The sequence below is a fragment of the Nostoc sp. genome (genome assembly GCF_036917975.1).
Classification (GTDB): Bacteria; Cyanobacteriota; Cyanobacteriia; order Cyanobacteriales; family Nostocaceae; genus Nostoc.
This window is the reverse complement of the sequence record NZ_JBALEJ010000043.1, coordinates 1-16,866: the sequence shown is the minus strand read 5'-3', so window position 1 is coordinate 16,866 and position 16,866 is coordinate 1. Positions and strand designations below refer to the sequence as shown.

Annotated in this window: 13 protein-coding genes; 3 read left to right on the top strand and 10 right to left on the bottom strand. The window is 43.6% G+C overall.

What is annotated here, in order from left to right; genetic code table 11:
* Positions 1-179 precede the first annotated feature (179 nt).
* A complete protein-coding gene (locus tag V7K76_RS18895) occupies positions 180-1,601 on the top strand; it encodes an NADP-dependent isocitrate dehydrogenase (RefSeq protein WP_334777779.1) in 1,422 nt (473 codons plus the stop codon).
* A 323-nt stretch (positions 1,602-1,924) separates the two neighbouring features.
* Here V7K76_RS18895 and mtnA read toward each other — a convergent pair whose 3' ends face one another.
* The 5 genes from mtnA to V7K76_RS18870 form a co-directional block, all read right to left on the bottom strand.
* Complete coding sequence (gene mtnA, locus V7K76_RS18890) at positions 1,925-2,986, bottom strand: S-methyl-5-thioribose-1-phosphate isomerase (protein WP_334952525.1); 1,062 nt, start codon at positions 2,984-2,986, stop codon at positions 1,925-1,927.
* A 129-nt stretch (positions 2,987-3,115) separates the two neighbouring features.
* On the bottom strand, positions 3,116-3,628 hold the full coding sequence (locus V7K76_RS18885; RefSeq protein ID WP_334777781.1) for a GNAT family N-acetyltransferase: 513 nt from the start codon (positions 3,626-3,628) through the stop codon (positions 3,116-3,118).
* 109 nt (positions 3,629-3,737) lie between these two features.
* A complete protein-coding gene (gene dxs / locus V7K76_RS18880) occupies positions 3,738-5,645 on the bottom strand; it encodes a 1-deoxy-D-xylulose-5-phosphate synthase (protein WP_334777782.1) in 1,908 nt (635 codons plus the stop codon).
* Between the two features lie 599 nt (positions 5,646-6,244).
* Positions 6,245-6,691 (bottom strand): hypothetical protein, encoded by a 447-nt coding sequence (locus V7K76_RS18875; protein ID WP_334952528.1) that lies wholly within the window; start codon positions 6,689-6,691, stop codon positions 6,245-6,247.
* 243 nt (positions 6,692-6,934) lie between these two features.
* Positions 6,935-7,306, bottom strand: coding sequence for a hypothetical protein (locus V7K76_RS18870; RefSeq protein WP_179069139.1), 372 nt, complete (start codon positions 7,304-7,306; stop codon positions 6,935-6,937).
* A 125-nt stretch (positions 7,307-7,431) separates the two neighbouring features.
* Here V7K76_RS18870 and V7K76_RS18865 point away from each other — a divergent pair, with 125 nt between their 5' ends.
* Positions 7,432-7,620, top strand: coding sequence for a hypothetical protein (locus V7K76_RS18865; RefSeq protein ID WP_334952530.1), 189 nt, complete (start codon positions 7,432-7,434; stop codon positions 7,618-7,620).
* 137 nt (positions 7,621-7,757) lie between these two features.
* On the opposite strand, the gene V7K76_RS18860 is transcribed toward V7K76_RS18865, so the two are convergent.
* The 5 genes from V7K76_RS18860 to V7K76_RS18840 all read right to left on the bottom strand — a co-directional run bounded on the left by V7K76_RS18860 (position 7,758) and on the right by V7K76_RS18840 (position 13,257).
* Complete coding sequence (locus tag V7K76_RS18860; RefSeq protein ID WP_334777785.1) at positions 7,758-8,720, bottom strand: aldo/keto reductase; 963 nt, start codon at positions 8,718-8,720, stop codon at positions 7,758-7,760.
* 347 nt (positions 8,721-9,067) lie between these two features.
* On the bottom strand, positions 9,068-9,373 hold the full coding sequence (locus tag V7K76_RS18855; RefSeq protein ID WP_179065827.1) for a small RNA NsiR4-regulated ssr1528 family protein: 306 nt from the start codon (positions 9,371-9,373) through the stop codon (positions 9,068-9,070).
* 70 nt (positions 9,374-9,443) lie between these two features.
* The gene (locus V7K76_RS18850) at positions 9,444-9,698 is read right to left on the bottom strand and encodes a hypothetical protein (protein ID WP_292853389.1); all 255 of its coding nucleotides are present in this window, start codon (positions 9,696-9,698) and stop codon (positions 9,444-9,446) included.
* A gap of 160 nt (positions 9,699-9,858) precedes the next feature.
* Positions 9,859-12,918, bottom strand: a complete 3,060-nt coding sequence (ppc, locus tag V7K76_RS18845; RefSeq protein WP_334952532.1) for a phosphoenolpyruvate carboxylase — start codon at positions 12,916-12,918, stop codon at positions 9,859-9,861.
* 84 nt (positions 12,919-13,002) lie between these two features.
* Positions 13,003-13,257: a hypothetical protein gene (locus V7K76_RS18840; protein WP_334777787.1), complete on the bottom strand. Its 255-nt coding sequence runs from the start codon at positions 13,255-13,257 to the stop codon at positions 13,003-13,005.
* 485 nt (positions 13,258-13,742) lie between these two features.
* On the opposite strand from V7K76_RS18840, the gene V7K76_RS18835 reads away from it, so the two are divergent.
* Entirely contained in the window at positions 13,743-16,760 is a 3,018-nt protein-coding gene (locus V7K76_RS18835; protein WP_334777788.1) for a DUF1574 family protein, read from the top strand.
* Positions 16,761-16,866: the final 106 nt, after the last annotated feature.

Below are 16,866 nucleotides of genomic sequence, written 5' to 3'. Positions count from 1 at the left end.
CTGGGTACTGGGGACTGGGTACTACGACTGAGGGGACATGGAGGACAAGGGTGAATTATTGAAAAAATCACTTCGTGTCTCTTCTCAATCCCCAATACCCAGTACCCAATCCCCAATATACAAGCCTCCCACATAAGGTTTTTTTAACTAGCAGCGTATCGATTAGGAGTGTGTGAACGATGTACGAAAAGATTACCCCCCCCGCAGCCGGAGCAAAAATCACCTTCAAAAATGGTGAACCAATCGTACCGGACAATCCAATTATCCCCTTTATTCGCGGCGACGGCACAGGTATAGACATCTGGCCTGCTACCCAAAAAGTGCTAGATGCTGCGGTAGCCAAAGCATATAAGGGTCAGCGTCAAATTAGCTGGTTTAAGGTTTACGCTGGAGATGAAGCTTGCGATTTATACGGTACTTATCAGTATTTGCCTCAAGATACTCTCACGGCAATTGAAGAATATGGTGTAGCTATTAAAGGGCCTTTGACTACTCCCATTGGGGGGGGATTTCGTTCTTTAAATGTGGCATTACGGCAAATTTTTGACTTGTATGCTTGCGTGCGTCCTTGCCGTTACTATGCAGGTACACCCTCACCCCACAAAAATCCCGAAAAGCTGGATGTAATTGTTTATCGGGAAAATACAGAAGATATTTATTTGGGGATTGAGTGGCGACAAGGTAGCGAAATTGGCGATCGCTTAATTAAGATTCTTAACGAAGAACTAATCCCCGCCACCCCAGAACATGGGAAAAAACGCATTCCTCTTGATTCTGGTATTGGCATCAAACCCATCAGCAAAACTGGTTCTCAGCGCCTAGTTAGACGTGCTATCAAACACGCTTTGCTATTGCCAAAAAATAAGCGACAAGTGACTTTGGTGCATAAGGGCAACATCATGAAGTACACCGAAGGCGCTTTCCGCGATTGGGGTTATGAACTAGCAACCAGTGAATTTCGCCAAGAAACTGTTACAGAACAAGAATCTTGGATTTTGAGTAACAAGGAAAAAAATCCGCATATTTCCTTGGAAGAAAACGCCCGCCAGATTGAACCTGGGTTTGATAGTCTTACCCCAGACAAGCAAGCGCAAGTTGTCAAGGAAGTTGAAACTGTTCTTAACACAATTTGGGCAACCCACGGCGACGGCAAATGGAAAGATAAAGTTTTGGTGAATGACCGGATTGCTGACAGTATTTTTCAACAAATCCAAACCAGACCGGATGAGTATTCGATTTTGGCGACGATGAACTTGAACGGCGATTACTTGTCTGATGCTGCTGCTGCCATTGTTGGCGGATTGGGAATGGGACCAGGGGCAAATATTGGCGATTCTAGTGCGATATTTGAGGCTACCCACGGCACTGCACCCAAACACGCCGGATTGGATCGGATTAATCCTGGTTCAGTGATTTTGTCTGGGGTGATGATGCTGGAATTTTTGGGTTGGCAAGAAGCCGCAGACCTAATTAAGAAAGGTTTAAGCGATGCGATCGCAAATAGTCAAGTCACCTACGATTTAGCCCGATTGCTAGAACCACCAGTTGAACCCTTAAAATGTTCTGAATTTGCCGAGGCAATTATTCAGCATTTTGGTTAAGTCTATTAGTGGTCTGTCCCAAAAGTTTTGAGAGGTTAGTGGTGTTTAGATCCCCGACTTCTTGAAGAAGTCGGGGATCTAGCAGCCCAACAAAATAAAAGACCTCTCCCTGGTTTTACTACGCAAAACCTGTCCCTCTCCGAGTCGGAGAGGGACAGACTTGAACTTTAGGGACTTCCAAATAAAAAAATATCCCAAAACTGACACATAAATCCTCTCTATTTCTCTTCTCTCTGTGTTCTCTGCGTCTCTGTGGTTCGTTTATTTGGATAATTTATTTCTTGGAAGTCCCTTAGTTTAATGTAGGGAGAGGTTCGTGGAACTCACACTACTTGGTTTAGCTGTGATTTTGCTAAATGATGAGGTGCGATCGCTCCATTCTCTGTAATGATGGCTGTAATCAACTCAGCCGGAGTCACATCAAAAGCTGGGTTGTAAAAATCTACACCCGCAGGTGTGAGAATAGTATCGCCAACTTGATATATTTCTGTTGGTTCGCGTTCTTCAATGGGAATTTTGCTGCCATCAGCTAATTCAAAATCAACGGTGGAAAGGGGTGCAGCAACAAAGAAAGGGATATTATGGGCTTTAGCTGCGATCGCTACACTATATGTACCAATTTTATTAGCAGTGTCACCATTAGCCGCAATGCGATCGGCACCCACAACTACAGCATGAATCAAACCCTGTTTCATGCAATGGGCTGCCATATTATCAGTAATTAATGTCACTGGAATACCTTCTTGCACACATTCCCAAGTGGTGAGTTTTGCACCTTGTAAGCGGGGACGGGTTTCGTCGGCAAATAAACGTTCTAAACGTCCTTCCCTCCAAGCAGAACGCACAACACCCAATGCTGTGCCGTAACCAGCCGTAGCTAGTGCCCCAGCGTTGCAGTGAGTAAGCAACGTCAGCTTTTTTGGTGTAGTGGGCAACACTGCTAAACCATGATCGCCGATCGCTTGACAGGTTTGCAAATCTTCAATATTGATTGCTTGGGCTGTTTGGAAAAGGGTTTGCTTAATGTCTTCTACTGTTCCCAGAGTTTCGTAGGCGGCTTTGATCATCCGGCTAATTGCCCAAAATAAATTTACTGCCGTCGGACGAGTAGAACGCAACAACTGGGCTACTTGATCTAAGTGTTGCAAAAATTCGGTGCGATCGCTAGTCTCAATTTCCCTTGCACCAAGATACATTCCATACCCCGCAGCCACACCAATTGCCGGCGCACCTCGGACAATCATCGTTTTAATCGCCCGCGCCATATCTTCGCTGCGGTGAATTTCCACAAAGGTATATTCGTTAGGTAAGCGCGTTTGATCGATTAGTGACACTGAGTTGTTGTGCCAAATAACGGGATAAACCTGGTTTGTGGAAAGTGTCATAGAAAGAGTTGGTTAATAAGCATCAAATCGCTAATGAGTGCTTGTTAGCACTTTGGTAGTTTAACACGCTACATTGGTGTCAGCTAAAGGATTAAGTCTGCCAATCTTTTCTTTCAATTGCCAAGAAATTTACCTCCACCCACTGGTCACGCTTCTGAAAACCCTCTGGAATATAGCGAAGAAATTACATCCCAATTTTTTTAATACTTTCTCACTACTCCTATTCCATAAAGCATGGTACGCTTCAATACGATCTGCTGCCAAAACCGTGAAACCAAACTTGATAATAGCTTGAGCTACTTCTGTCATATAACCTTGACTTTGGTGTTCTGGATGTGTCCAAAAAGCAAGATTCCAAATCCGAGCTAATTCATGATTTTTTCTAATAGAAATTCTCCCGATAAATCTACTAGTACTAGCACATTTAATTGTGAAAGTATAGGCTGAATGAGATTCCCAAGCTTGCAAACTTTGTTGAAGGTGTTCGTGAAGTTCTTCGATGAATTCTGGAGGTTCCCAAGGCATACCGTCGTTAAAGCCTGGAAATTGTGTAGCCGAAAACACGTATGGAATATCTTGGGAAGAGACACATCTGAGGATACAGCGCTCAGTCTTAATTTGGTATGTTATTGGTATTTTCATAGCTAATTTTCATTAGTTGCTAGAGAAATTGATACTCAAAAAAATAACCCCTGTTTTAGAGGTTATTTTCATAAGATTATTCTAGGAAGTAGAGGTTAAGCAAAATTAACTAAACTACAGCAGATACTTGTTGCTTAAAGAAAGCTTGCAAAACTCTCTCTGCTATTTGATGGCTAGTTAAACCAAGTTCTGTTTTAGATTCATTGGGTTCTGCATGATCTACCAATACATCTGGTACACCAAATCGCTTGACAGGAACGAGAATATCTGCATCTAGTAAAGCTTCAGCGATCGCACTACCAAAGCCACCCATCACACAGCCTTCCTCTAAGGTGACAACACGGCCAATTTTCTTAGCTAAAGGCAAAATCAACTCGGTATCCAAAGGCTTAACAAAACGGGCATTAATTACAGTTGCTTCAATGCCATGTTCACCGAGAATTTCCGCAGCCTGCATTCCTGGATAGACCATTGTGCCATAAGCGACGATTAACACGTCATCGCCTGTACGCAGAATTTCACCTTTGCCAATTTCCAAAGGTTCCCAACCTTCTTCCATCAAGGGTACGCCGTAGCCATTGCCACGAGGGTAGCGCATCGCAATTGGGCCACTGGTATGGTTAACACCAGTTACTATCATGCTTTGCAGTTCTGCTTCGTCTTTGGGTGCCATGATTACCATGTTGGGAATGCAACGCAGATAGGCAATGTCATACATACCTTGGTGGGTGGGGCCATCAGCACCGACAATTCCTGCCCGATCCAAGCAGAAGAATACTGGCAGGTTTTGGATGCAGACATCGTGAATTATTTGGTCGTAGGCGCGTTGCAGGAAGGTAGAATAAATAACAGCTACAGGGCGCATCCCTTCAGTTGCAAGTCCTGCTGCTAGAGTAATCGCGTGTTGTTCCGCAATGCCGACATCAATATATTGATTTGGCAGTTTTGCCTGAAGTTTATCTAAGCCTGTCCCCGTTGCCATCGCCGCAGTAATGCCGACGATTTTCGGGTTTTGTTCGGCAAGTTTCACCAGAGTGTGAGAAAAGACTTTGGCATAAGCCGGGGGTTTGGGTTTACTAGAAGGAATGGCTTTGCCTGTTGCTACGTTGAAGGGGCTTTGGGCGTGGTAGCCAACTTGATCTAGTTCGGCAATTTCATAGCCTTTGCCTTTTACTGTGGCGACGTGTACCAAAACTGGGCCTGGTATCTGATGTGCCTGTTGGAAGGTGGTAATCAATTCTTCGAGATTATGCCCATCCACTGGCCCAATGTAGGTAAAGCCGAGTTCTTCAAAAACAGCACCTACCTTGGGAACAGCCAAACGTTTCATACCTTCTTTGATGCGTCCGAGTTCGGGAGACAGGGATTCACCCACGAAAGGAATTTGCTTAAACTGTTCTTCAAGATTATCTTTAATAAATTGCACCGGTTGGCTGAGGCGCATTTTGTTGAGATAGCGGGGAATCGCGCCGACGTTGCGAGATATGGACATGTCGTTGTCGTTGAGAACAACTAACAGGTTAGTTTTTGGCATGTGTCCGGCATGGTTGATGGCTTCTAAAGCCATACCGCCAGTTAGTGCCCCATCGCCAATCACGGCAACAGCTTTAAATTTTTCCCCTTTCAAGTCTCGCGCTAAAGCCATGCCCAATGCTGCGGAAATACTTGTAGAAGCGTGTCCAGCCCCAAAGTGATCAAACTTGTTTTCACCGCGTTTGAGATAACCTGCAACTCCGTCCTTTTGTCTGAGGGTGTGGAAGCGATCGTAACGTCCGGTAAGCAGTTTGTGGGGATAAGCTTGGTGTCCTACATCCCAAATCACTTTATCCCGATCTAAATCTAGTGTCTGATAAAGTCCTAGTGTCAATTCGACAACACCCAACCCTGGCCCCAAGTGTCCACCATTCACTGCTACTGTTTGGAGATGCTTATCTCGAATCTGACGGGCAATCTGTTGTAGTTGGCGAACAGATAAACCGTGCAACTGATTAGGATGGGTGATTTCGCTCAGATGCATATTATAAGGTTTTCCTCTCTAAACTTCGAGTTTCGGTATTTTGATTTTCCCACGGTCGGGTTATCCACAGAATCAAACCCTTACTTTGTTACTAAGTTGTAGTGGAAAGTATAATTTCGTAATTGATAATGGTGAAAAATTTGTTAACCATTAACAATTCGTCAAATTAGGTTGCAATCAGTTAAAGTTATAACACATTTGTCAATAAGTGATGCTACTTAAAAGTTGTTTGTAATCCGTATAGAAAAACAAGTTTTTCAGAAGTAATTTGCGGAAGTTCCCTACGGTGATTACTCAATTTCACCTTTTTAAGTTAGTAAAAAAGAAAGTTAAATATTTTATTTCTAACTATATATCTAGCATATTTGCTGGTAAATATTTAACTATTGTTTCTTCTGTTCTGCGGTGACAGGAGCTAATTTTATCAGCGATCGCTACTTCAGCTAGTTGCAATATATATGTATATAAAATTACTTAATTATTTGAGCGAAATTCAGTATTGTCAGTAACCTAATATTTTTCGGAATCATTCGTGAAAAACAAGATCCCCGACTTCTTGAAGAAGTCGGGGATCTACGGGTTGCTGCTATATCTATTCTTTATTTACCAAAAGCATCTTTAATGTTATCGACAGTGCGTTCAACAACATTTTTTGTTTTATCTACTGCTTCTTTAGTCCGAGATGCATCTTCATTTGCTCTTCTTTGAATTGTAGCTGCATCCTTCTTGGCTTTGCGTTCAGCAAAACTACCATTATCTGTTGCTTGGTCAACTTTACTGGCATTGCTCTTGGCAGCGTCCTTAACTTTATCTGCCGCATCATCAATGAAATTTTTGGTTCGTCCAGCATCTCTACTGGCTTTTTCTTGAGCGCGATCGCTTGCGTCTGAGGATGCGATCAAGGTTGCAGCAGGATCAGCCATTGCTGAGATGTTTGAGAAAAATGCACCTTGCCAAACGAAAGCGATCGCTAACATACCAAGCAATGCTGTAGCCATCCAGCGTTTTACTGTGGAAAGCTGTTTTGTAACATAATTCTGTTTCATACAAAGACAATCTCATGTGATTTAGTATACTATTTTTACTCCATTTAGCTTATTAGCCATATCGATCCCTAGATAGAAATTCTGACGTCAATAGTTATGAAACGAATTCACTATTTTGATAGATTGAATTTTGAGTAAAGATTATTTCTTGGTAATCAAGGGTCTAATTAAACAGGTTACAAATTTTGGATATGGGCGATCGCTCTTTGAGTTAATTAACTTGCGATCGCTTCCAGTGGGTGGTTACGCTATCGCAACTGACTTTTTACGGTTGGGACGCTTGCGTTCTGATTTTTTCTTCAGTCCGACTGCTTGGGCTTGATCGCTATCTGAGCCATATTGGCCGCGAATCACTTCTTTCATGGCTAATACAGCATTGTGAAATTCCCATTCTGCTAATCGCGCCGCGTCAGCAGCAGCACGGTATAAAGTTAGTTTTTCAGTTTCGGCTTGTTGCTGCGCCAGCATCGTCTGATAAGCTTGCTGTAAGTTTGCTACAGACGCATCAGTACGGGTTGTGTTGTATGTGCTGATGGTTTGCAAGCCGTGCAATGAGTTTATATCTTGACTAATTGATTGAGAAGGCAGACGGCGGGTTTGATCTTGGGCGGGCATATAGGCATACTGATATAGGTCATACATTTAATGTGCCCATTAGAACAAAAAAACTAACGTAAAGTGAGATTTTTAGATTGAATAAGGTTAAAAAAAGTGTGAGTTAATTTTTGTATGTTAAAACAATGGCATTGTCAGTTGAAACAATGGCATTGTCAGTTGAAACAATGGCATTGTTAGCCGAAACAATGGCATTGCATGTCAAAACAATGGCATTGTTAGTTGAAACAATGCCATTGCAGAACGTTGCATTAGATAGCGTGGCGATCGCAATTACGTCTAAGAGATTTGCAGTAAGTTTTGGGAATTATTAAAACTAGGACTTACGCGCGAGTTAGGGAATGACTAACGAACCGCAGAGGCGCAGAGAACACGGAGAAATCAGAGTTTGAGAGATATTTTGCGTAAGTCGTAGAAACAATACAATGCTATACACATTTGGAGTAAAGCATCACGCTGACATCAATTGCTGGATGCGCTGTGGTTCCTCTCCCAGCCAATCTGGATTTTGGGCAGTGCTGTCAAAGATTGATGAGGTTTTGAATGGCTCAAACTCGCCGCGTGATGCCGCTTCTGCCGTTTTTGCTAAGAGCGATCGCACTTGCTCATCATTCATTGGCTGGAACGTCCGCACTGCTTCAAAAGCTTGCTCTAGAATTTCCATACTGTCAATTCCGGTAATCACAACCGATGTTGGCAGATTCAAAGCATAGTGTAAACACTCAATTGGCGTTACTGTATTTGACCGTAAAAGAATACCGTTGGCCAAGCTTTTCATCCCCAAAACGCCGATGTTTTGTTTCACCAGTTCTGGTACAACTAGCTTTGCAAAGCTTCGGTAATGGGCATCCATCACATTTAGCGGCATCTGCACTGTATCAAATTTAAACCCGTGAGCTGCTGCAACTTCTAGCGTATGTAGATGAATATGGGGATCTTTGTGTCCAGTGAAGCCGATGTATCGGAGTTTTCCAGCTTTTCGCGCCTCAATGAAGGCAGCATTCGCTCCTTCTGGGTCAAAAATTCGATGGGGATCTTCGTATCGAATCATTTCGTGATGCTGAACCAGATCGATGTAATCAACTTGCAAGCGTTTCAGTGATTCGTCTAGCTGTTTTGCAGCTTCTTTTTTAGAACGACCATCGATTTTCGTCATCAGAAACACTTTATCTCGGTAGCGATCGCGCAGCGCTTTTCCCATACGAATTTCGCTGACTCCACCGTTGTAATCCCAACTGTTATCCATAAAAGTGATGCCGCGATCGATGGCTGTTCTCACAATACGGATAGCCAATTGCTCATCAACGTGCTTCAAGGCGATGTGCCAACCACCCAATCCGATCGCGGAAACTTTCTCTCCTGTGCTGCCGAGTACTCGATATTGCATTTCTGAATTTGACGTAGTTCCTGACATGTGTTCTCCAAGTCTTTCAGCTATTACTCAAGTACATATAGCCATCTGCTAATTCAACCACAAGGCAAAGTTGACAATATCTTGCTGTAGATACACTTTTCAACGCGATCGAGAAAAGACTCAAGAAGCCAAAATATCGATGGCAATTTAGGATATGTGAGGTAAAGAATTGAGATTATTGTAGAGACGGCGATTCATCGCGTCTTTTGCCTATGATTCATCGCGTCTTTTGCCTATGATTCATCGCGTCTCTTGCCTTAACCGAATAGTATTAAGGGCACAGCATTGCTGTGCCCCTACAACATATTTGGTTCAAATAAATGAAACCTGTTGTAAAACATCAACAATTATTTACCGCTATAGAAAAAGGCAATTTCTTTTTCTTTTAGGGGTGCGAAATCAGCATCTACAAGTAATTGGTCGAGTTCTGCTTGGGGAATATGCTTTGCGCCAATTCGCACAATGCGCGATCGCATCGTATTAGATACACCACTGCGCTGTCTATTGCCTTCTAGCGCCATAACTTTACCATAAAGTTCTAACTTAGCAGGCGGAATGGGAGAACCATCAAAATCAATTCCCTGTGCGATCGCTTCATCAATCGCATCAGCCCCAGTAGTAGTTTGATTCCCTGAGTTAGTTTCGGTAGGCATGGTGATTTTCTCTTCTTAGCTATGGGTAGATTTTACCAGCCTTGCTGACACCAAAGCCGCCAAAGATTAACTAATCACGAGCTTGTCGCGTCACCACACCACCAACAAACGCCCCTAAGATAGTGCCTGTCCAAAGTCCTGTTGTGCTACCTTGCCACATTGCCCCTGGTGTCATCCAAGCATTGCACATCTCCTTTAAACCCCAAGGTTGGTTTTGGCACTTTTGGCTATGCAGCATCATGGTGATTTGCCCACTAGTATAAGCACCAAAAAAACCTGATGACAAAGCCAAAAAAGTACAAATTAAAATTCTATTTTTAGTCATTAGTCATTAGTCATCTAAAACTGGTTCCCAGCCTCCAGGCTGGGAACCCATTCTGGGGGGGCTGCCGCCTCCTCTTTCTTGACCAGAGGCAGAGCCTCTGGGAATACATTCCCAGCCTGGAGGCTGGGAACGAGGCTAATGCCCCATGCCCAATTCCCAATCAACCCGTATTTCTCATCCCAGCAGCAATGCCATTAATAGTTAACAACGCTCCTCGCAGTAACTCGCCTTTACTATAACGAGAATGAATTACTCCAGAAGTAGCAGTTGTATTTTGGGACTGCCGTAGACGCTTGAGTAGTGAAACTTGGATAAATCCCAAGGGGACAATTGTGCCATTGCGTAACTGCACAGATCGTTGCAACACAGGATCGCCATCTAACAGTCGATTGTGATCGGTGATTTTTAACACCAAATCCCTTGTCAGATAGAACTCGCTGGCAATTTGGTCAAACACCTTGGCAAAACGAAGTTTATCTTCTGGTTTAGACAATTCCTGGACGTAGTGATGTGCCATTTGCATATCTACCTTTGCCAAAGTCATCTCAGCTTTAGAAATCACCATCTTGAAAAAGGGCCACTTAACGTAAAAGTAGCGCAGCAATTTTAAGTGTTCTTCTGGTTCTTCGTTCAAGAATTCTTGTAAAGCTGTGCCAACGCCATACCAAGAAGGAAGTAAAATGCGGGTTTGTGTCCAGCTAAATACCCAAGGAATAGCTCGCAGACTACTTAAATCTTTCTTACCAGATGGACGACGGGCTGGACGGGAACTGATTTGCAACTGGCTAATTTCTTCAATGGGAGTTACTTCGTGGAAGAAGTCAACAAAATCAGGCTGTTCATAGATTAGGGCACGATAATGTTGACGCGATCGCGCTGCTAATTCTTCCATAATCTCATTCCAGGGTTCAATATCATCAAACCCTGTCCGCAGCAGACTAGCTTGAATCACCGCAGTGGTGATGGTTTCCATGTGGTATAATGCCAAGTCCAACAAGGAATATTTGGAAGCCAAAACTTCTCCTTGTTCGGTAATCTTGATTCGCCCATTGATACTATGACCTGGTTGAGCCAAAATCGCTTCGTAAGCGGGGCCGCCACCACGTCCCACAGAACCGCCGCGTCCGTGGAAAATCCGCAAATTTAGATTGTAGTTTTCTGCTATTTGTTGCAGTGATTTTTGAGCTTTATGAATTTCCCAGTTGCTACTTAAAAAACCAGAGTCTTTGTTGCTGTCAGAATACCCCAGCATTACTTCTTGTAAATTAGGGGTGAGGGGGGAGGAAGCAGGGGGGGATGAATTTTCATTATCTGCTTTTGTTTGTTCGTAGCCACCGGCTAATAAAGCGCTATATAAGGGGAGTTCAAACAGGTTCCGCATGACGCTTCTGGAGCGTTGTAAGTCTTCTACTGTCTCAAATAGAGGAACTACTTGAATGGTTCCGACAGCTATGGCGGGGTCAAAAAGTCTGGCTTCTTTGGCTAAAAGCAATACTTCCAGCACATCGCTTACGTCGCGGCACATGCTGATAATGTAAGTTTGGCAGATATTTAGACCAAATTCTTGTTGGAGCGATCGCACGACGCGAAAGGTTTCAATGACATCGTTGGTTTTTTCAGAAAATGGCAATTCTGCCGGAATTAATGGCCGACGGGTTTGCAGTTCTCCTGTCAGCCAAGCGACTCTTTGCTCCTCCGAGAGGTCGTTGTAAGGTTGGGGTAATAGTTGTAGATATTCCAGTATCTCATTGAGCGCATCGGCGTGGCGGGATGATTCTTGACGAATATCTAGCTGTGTCAAGTTAAAGCCAAAAATTTCTACTTGACAGATGAGATTTTCTAATTCTCGACAACTTAAACCTGTTTCTGTCAAGTTGCGCTGAATCATCCGCAGTTCTGCTAGAAAATCGGCTCCCGAACGATACAGGGGACTATCTTGATTTGTTGGCGTTTCCCGATTGTACAAAGCTAGATTGCGATCGCGAGTATTTTCTAGCCGCTTCAGCACATAAGCCAGTTTCAGCCGATAAGGTTCTTGTCGATAACGTAGCGCCAGTGCGTCGTAGACTTCACTCAACTGGGATTGATCCGCTTCTAAAGATTCCAGTAAGTCTGGTAAGACATCACTCCAGTGCATCGACACACTCAACAATTCAATCAGATTTTTCACTGACTGAATATATCTCCCTAGCACCATTTTGCGCTGATAGCAAGCTGTCTGCCAGGTAATTTCGGGTGTAACTGATGGGTTCCCATCTCTATCTGAGCCTACCCAGGAACCGAAAGAGCAAAAGTTTTTACTCGGTGGTTCTAGCCAAGGAAATGTATTAGATAGGGTATGTTTGAAACGTTTATAAAGTTGGGGAATGCCATCAAATAAAACTTCTTGGAAGTAGTGTAGGGCATAATCTACTTCATCTAGCACCGTGGGTTTAAACTGGTGAAGTTCGTCTGTGCGCCACCAGAGGCGAATTTCTTCGAGCAATTGTTCGCGGACATCTGCTGCTTCCCAAGGATATGCACCTGGTGTAGTCCCGGAATGGTTTTCCAAGGCATCCAATTTTTGCAAAAGTTGTACCACTTGTCGCTGCTTATCCCGGATGGTATGACGAACAATTTCCGTCGGGTGCGCGGTGAAAACTAAGCGGACATCCAGATGTGCAATTAGACGTTGAATTTGCTGGGGTGGTACATTCAGCTTGAATAAATAGGGAAATAAGGCAGCGAAAGTACCTTTGGGTTTGACTGGCGCCTTTTCGAGATAATTCTTTCTCAAGAATTCTGCTGCTATTCCCTTACTAACAGGCGCATCATCTTCTCTTTGATTAGAGGAATAGTTGACATTGGCTGGTCTTTCCGACTCTATTTCCTCGGTTTCTGCCTCATAGCGACTCAATTGCTGCCTTTGTTCGTACTCCTGCTCTATGATGTTAATCAACTGAAAATATAGAGCGAAAGCACGAGCCGCGCGAATTGCTTCGTTGATATTTAGTTGTTCAATTAATTTGACGGCTGAGGATGCTTGGTCATTTGTTGCTTGTCCTTCTGGTGAACATAAATCGCGCAACTGCCGCAATAACTCTACCATATTTTGACCACATTCTTGCCGGAGAACTGACTCCCACAATTCTTCCACTACCTGGAGACGATGGCGCAAAAATAATTCCGACACCGGGTATATATCCGCAGTTTGAGACGAAGAGTATAAAAGGGAACCCATATTCTCTATTCTTGTAAAGCTAATTAGTGTTTACGGTTCTAGGTTTTGCACTTAATGCTCACTGGGTTGTTCCTGAGCAAATAATTATTTGGTGTATATCTTCTCATCTTGATTGATTTCGTGTTCATCTGGGAAATCTAGGTTGGGTAGGCGATCGCCTCGAAATAATTCTTCACTGGCTTCTCCTATGGCTTCTAGTGCTTTTACTGTAGTTTTGCCGGTAATCAGCAGCAGTAATATAGACGCTGTACCAACTTGTAAAAGGAACGACGGGGGAATGGTAAATAAATCCAGATTGGATGCGGGTTTAGGTGAAGACTGTTGGTTGGCAGGAGGCATTGCTAATTCTTGGTTATGGGAAGTATGAGAAATCCGGGTTAGGAGTTAGGAGTTAGGAGTTATGAGTTATGAGTCAGGAGTTAGGAGTTAAGATGACTCCAACGATAAAGGGAGGGAGTTTAATGAGATAAGCTTATTGTTTGTTTCGCCCATTTGGGGTATTAGGGCAGTGGGACGCAAATCCGGCTTTCAAGGACAAGTCATCAGCCAGTCATATAGAATTATTCTGACTCCTGGCTCCTAACTTTTAACTCCTAACTCCTAACTCCTAACTTCTGATTTTTGACTCCCTATTAGTAAAATAAACGCAAAACTCAACATTAGTCAGACTTACAACCCGTACAAGACTATCTTGGACGATTTTATGAGCTACGAAGGTAACAAAATTGTTAAAAAAAAACGTCAGAGTGTGATAAACCTATGGTTCTAGTTTACAAGTGCAGGCACTATCCCCCAACAATCGCTGACTGTAAAGTTAACTGAGCATGAAAACAGTATTACCAGATCGCCAGCAGTCCTTAGCGCAATGGGTAAGCCAGGCAACAGGAATCAACACTTTCGGGGTGAAAGTCCGGTTGCGGGGAAATGACCTTCATATTCTTTGTGAAGGTACTGAATGTCCTCAGCGTTGGCGTACTTTGTCTGACTTGCTGCAAGCACTACAGCAAACAGACTTAGATATCCTCACCAGCAGCGAACAAACCTCAATATATCAAGTATTTGTCTATGGCCGCAGAAAAGGGGAACAGCGCCCCTCATGGTGCCATCGAGTTCACTTGAATCAAATAGACAAGCATCTGGAGCAGGTGGAGCAAGCCTTGCTAGCAGACTCGGAAAAATCCAAACAATCGGGCGGGGCGCTAATTGTCTCTAACGAAAGTTTGGCACGCCAAGGCAACCCAGAGGCGATCGCTCGATATCTTAGCGAAACTCTGAGTACGTTAGGTGTATCGGTACTGGCAAAAATTAAGCCATATAAAAAGCCCAAGAATTCTCAGCCAGAAGAAAATCGCCTGTGGATCTTTTGCCAGTCGAGTTATAGCCCTGATGCATCATTGCTTGCTGAACCAATAGCACAAAAGCTGCGTTATCTCAAGCTTTCCGGCTACCAAGATGCCATAATTGTTTCTCAGGTGAGCGGCGAGACTGCCCCTGATTGGCTGCTGCGGATAGATTTGACGCCACCAGAGGTAATGCTGAAAGAGTGGGCGCGTTGGGGAGATGTCCAAGCGATCGCTCGATTATTAACTGAGGTACTATCAGGGTTAAAAGTTGGTGTCCAAGTTTCTTTAAAAGAATCAACGCTACATATCTTTTGTATCCCAGCTTTTGATCTCTTAGGAACTGCCCCTATCCCAGACAAGGCAGTGTGTTTAGAGGCAATTTTACCGCAACTAGAAGCGATCGCACCTCAAGGCATTCTCGCCGCCACCGTCTACGGACAAAAAGCAGGCGACATGCAGCCGACTTGGATTGATTGGCTGACTTTACCCGCAGCAAACAATCCCATCTTTGCCACATCACCGCTCGATTTAGCCAATACTGGCGATGAAGCTGCGATCGTATTTTTATTGGAGCGTTTACTTAATCCTGACCTGGATTGGCGGCTATTAACAGGTGGAATTCGCGTACTGCTACTGAACAAAAATGATTTATTACACATCATGTGTGATGCGCCTGTTTGTCCAGTGCGACAACAAGTAGCAAGTAAAATTACGCAGTTTATCCGCCAGTTAAAAATTCCCGGTATCATGGGAGTACGTGTCTACGGTCGCCGGGCTGGAAATAAAGAACCTTTTTGGCATTATGGCGTCGATCTTGAACATCGCCAACGTTTAGTACCAGAGGCAACCCCAGAATTTGCTGCTACTTCTCAATACATTAATGATTTAGTAACCTCTGAGACTAGTGAGCCAATTTTGCGCCCCGAATTAACCACAGAAGAAGTTCAAAGTTTAGTAACCGAAGTAGCGCGAGATTGGCTGACAACGGCGAGGGCAACAGCAAAAAAATTCCTGTTGAACAGCCAGGTATTTATCGAAAGCAACCAATCAGCAGAACATAACCCTGATGTTCAAGGAATTAAGATTGCTCTAGTTTGGGGAACACTGGGATTATTGCTCACCCTCCAAACTGATTGGGTACTGGGTCAAATTATTGCACGTACTACACCAAGTTCGTCAAAAGTCGCTAGCGTCTCCCTCCCATCATCTCCTGAGCGCCAAGCATCTTTGACATCTGGGAAAAATCAGAGTGAGAAAACAACATTTTTTACCAGCACTTCCAAAACGAAATCTCCTCCAAATCAGAGTTCTGTATTTAACGCTTCGGAATTTACCCAAAGTGATGATACTCCAAAAAATAATTTGGCAGCCGCACCACTGAAGGAAAAAGCTACCGCAACAGCTATTCTTTTAGCAGCGCGATCGCAAATGCCAAGTTTCAACGTCAGACAATTAGATGAGCAACTAGCACTGTATAAACAGCGTTTAGCTACAACTGGTACTCCGCCAGACGTGTTGATTATTGGCTCCTCCCGCGCCCTCAGAGGAGTAGATCCCGCAGCACTTTCTAAAGCTTTAGCAACTCAGGGCTATCCAAATCTTGACGTATTTAACTTTGGAATCAACGGTGCTACTGCACAAGTTGTAGACTTTGTGATTCTCCATGTACTGGAACCATCAGAACTACCCAAAATAATTATCTGGGCAGATGGCGCTCGTGCTTTCAACGGTGGACGCGAGGATATTACCTTTAAATCGCTTGCTGCATCAGCTGGTTATAAACAAGCATTGCAAAAAACAGCAACCACTGCAAATAGCAATGATTTGCCAGAGAATACAGTAAATTCAGGAGAAAAAAAGACAAAGGAAGAAAAACCGGAGATCAGTACTTATGAAGCTGTCAATCAGTCCTTAAATCAGGCTCTAGCATCTGTTTCTGCTAGTTATAAAAACCGTGACCAAATAAAAGGTTTACTGCAAAAACAATTCCTCGCATTTGATCATAATCAGACAGTTACATCAGAAAAACAGATCACAGATGGGACTTCAGATGAGAGTATTTCTGAGCAAGCAGTTGACTTTGATGGCTTTCTACCCTTGTCTATTCGCTTTAATCCCGCGAGATACTATCAAAAACATTCTAGAGTTCCTGGAAATTATGACAACGACTATAAATCTTTCCAGGTAGAAGGACAGCAAGATACTGCTTTTCAAGAAGTGCTTCAGTTTACCCAGGCTCAGAAAATTTCCTTAGTGTTTGTCAACATGCCTCTGACGGCAGATTATTTAGATCCAGTGCGTAAACAATATGAGCAACAATTTCAACAATATATGTTGCGTTTGGCTACTAATCCCAACTTTATTTATCGTGATTTGAGCCAACAGTGGCCAAAAGCAAATGACTACTTTTCTGATCCTAGTCACCTCAACCGCTTTGGTGCATACGAAGTCTCGAAAAAGTTAGCTAACGATCCGATGATTCCTTGGCCAGTGAAGTAGGGGATTGGGGACTGGGGATTGGGGACTAGGGACTGGGGACTGGGGACTGGGCAGAATAATCTACAATACCTAATGACCAATGCCCAATGCCCAATGACCAATGACT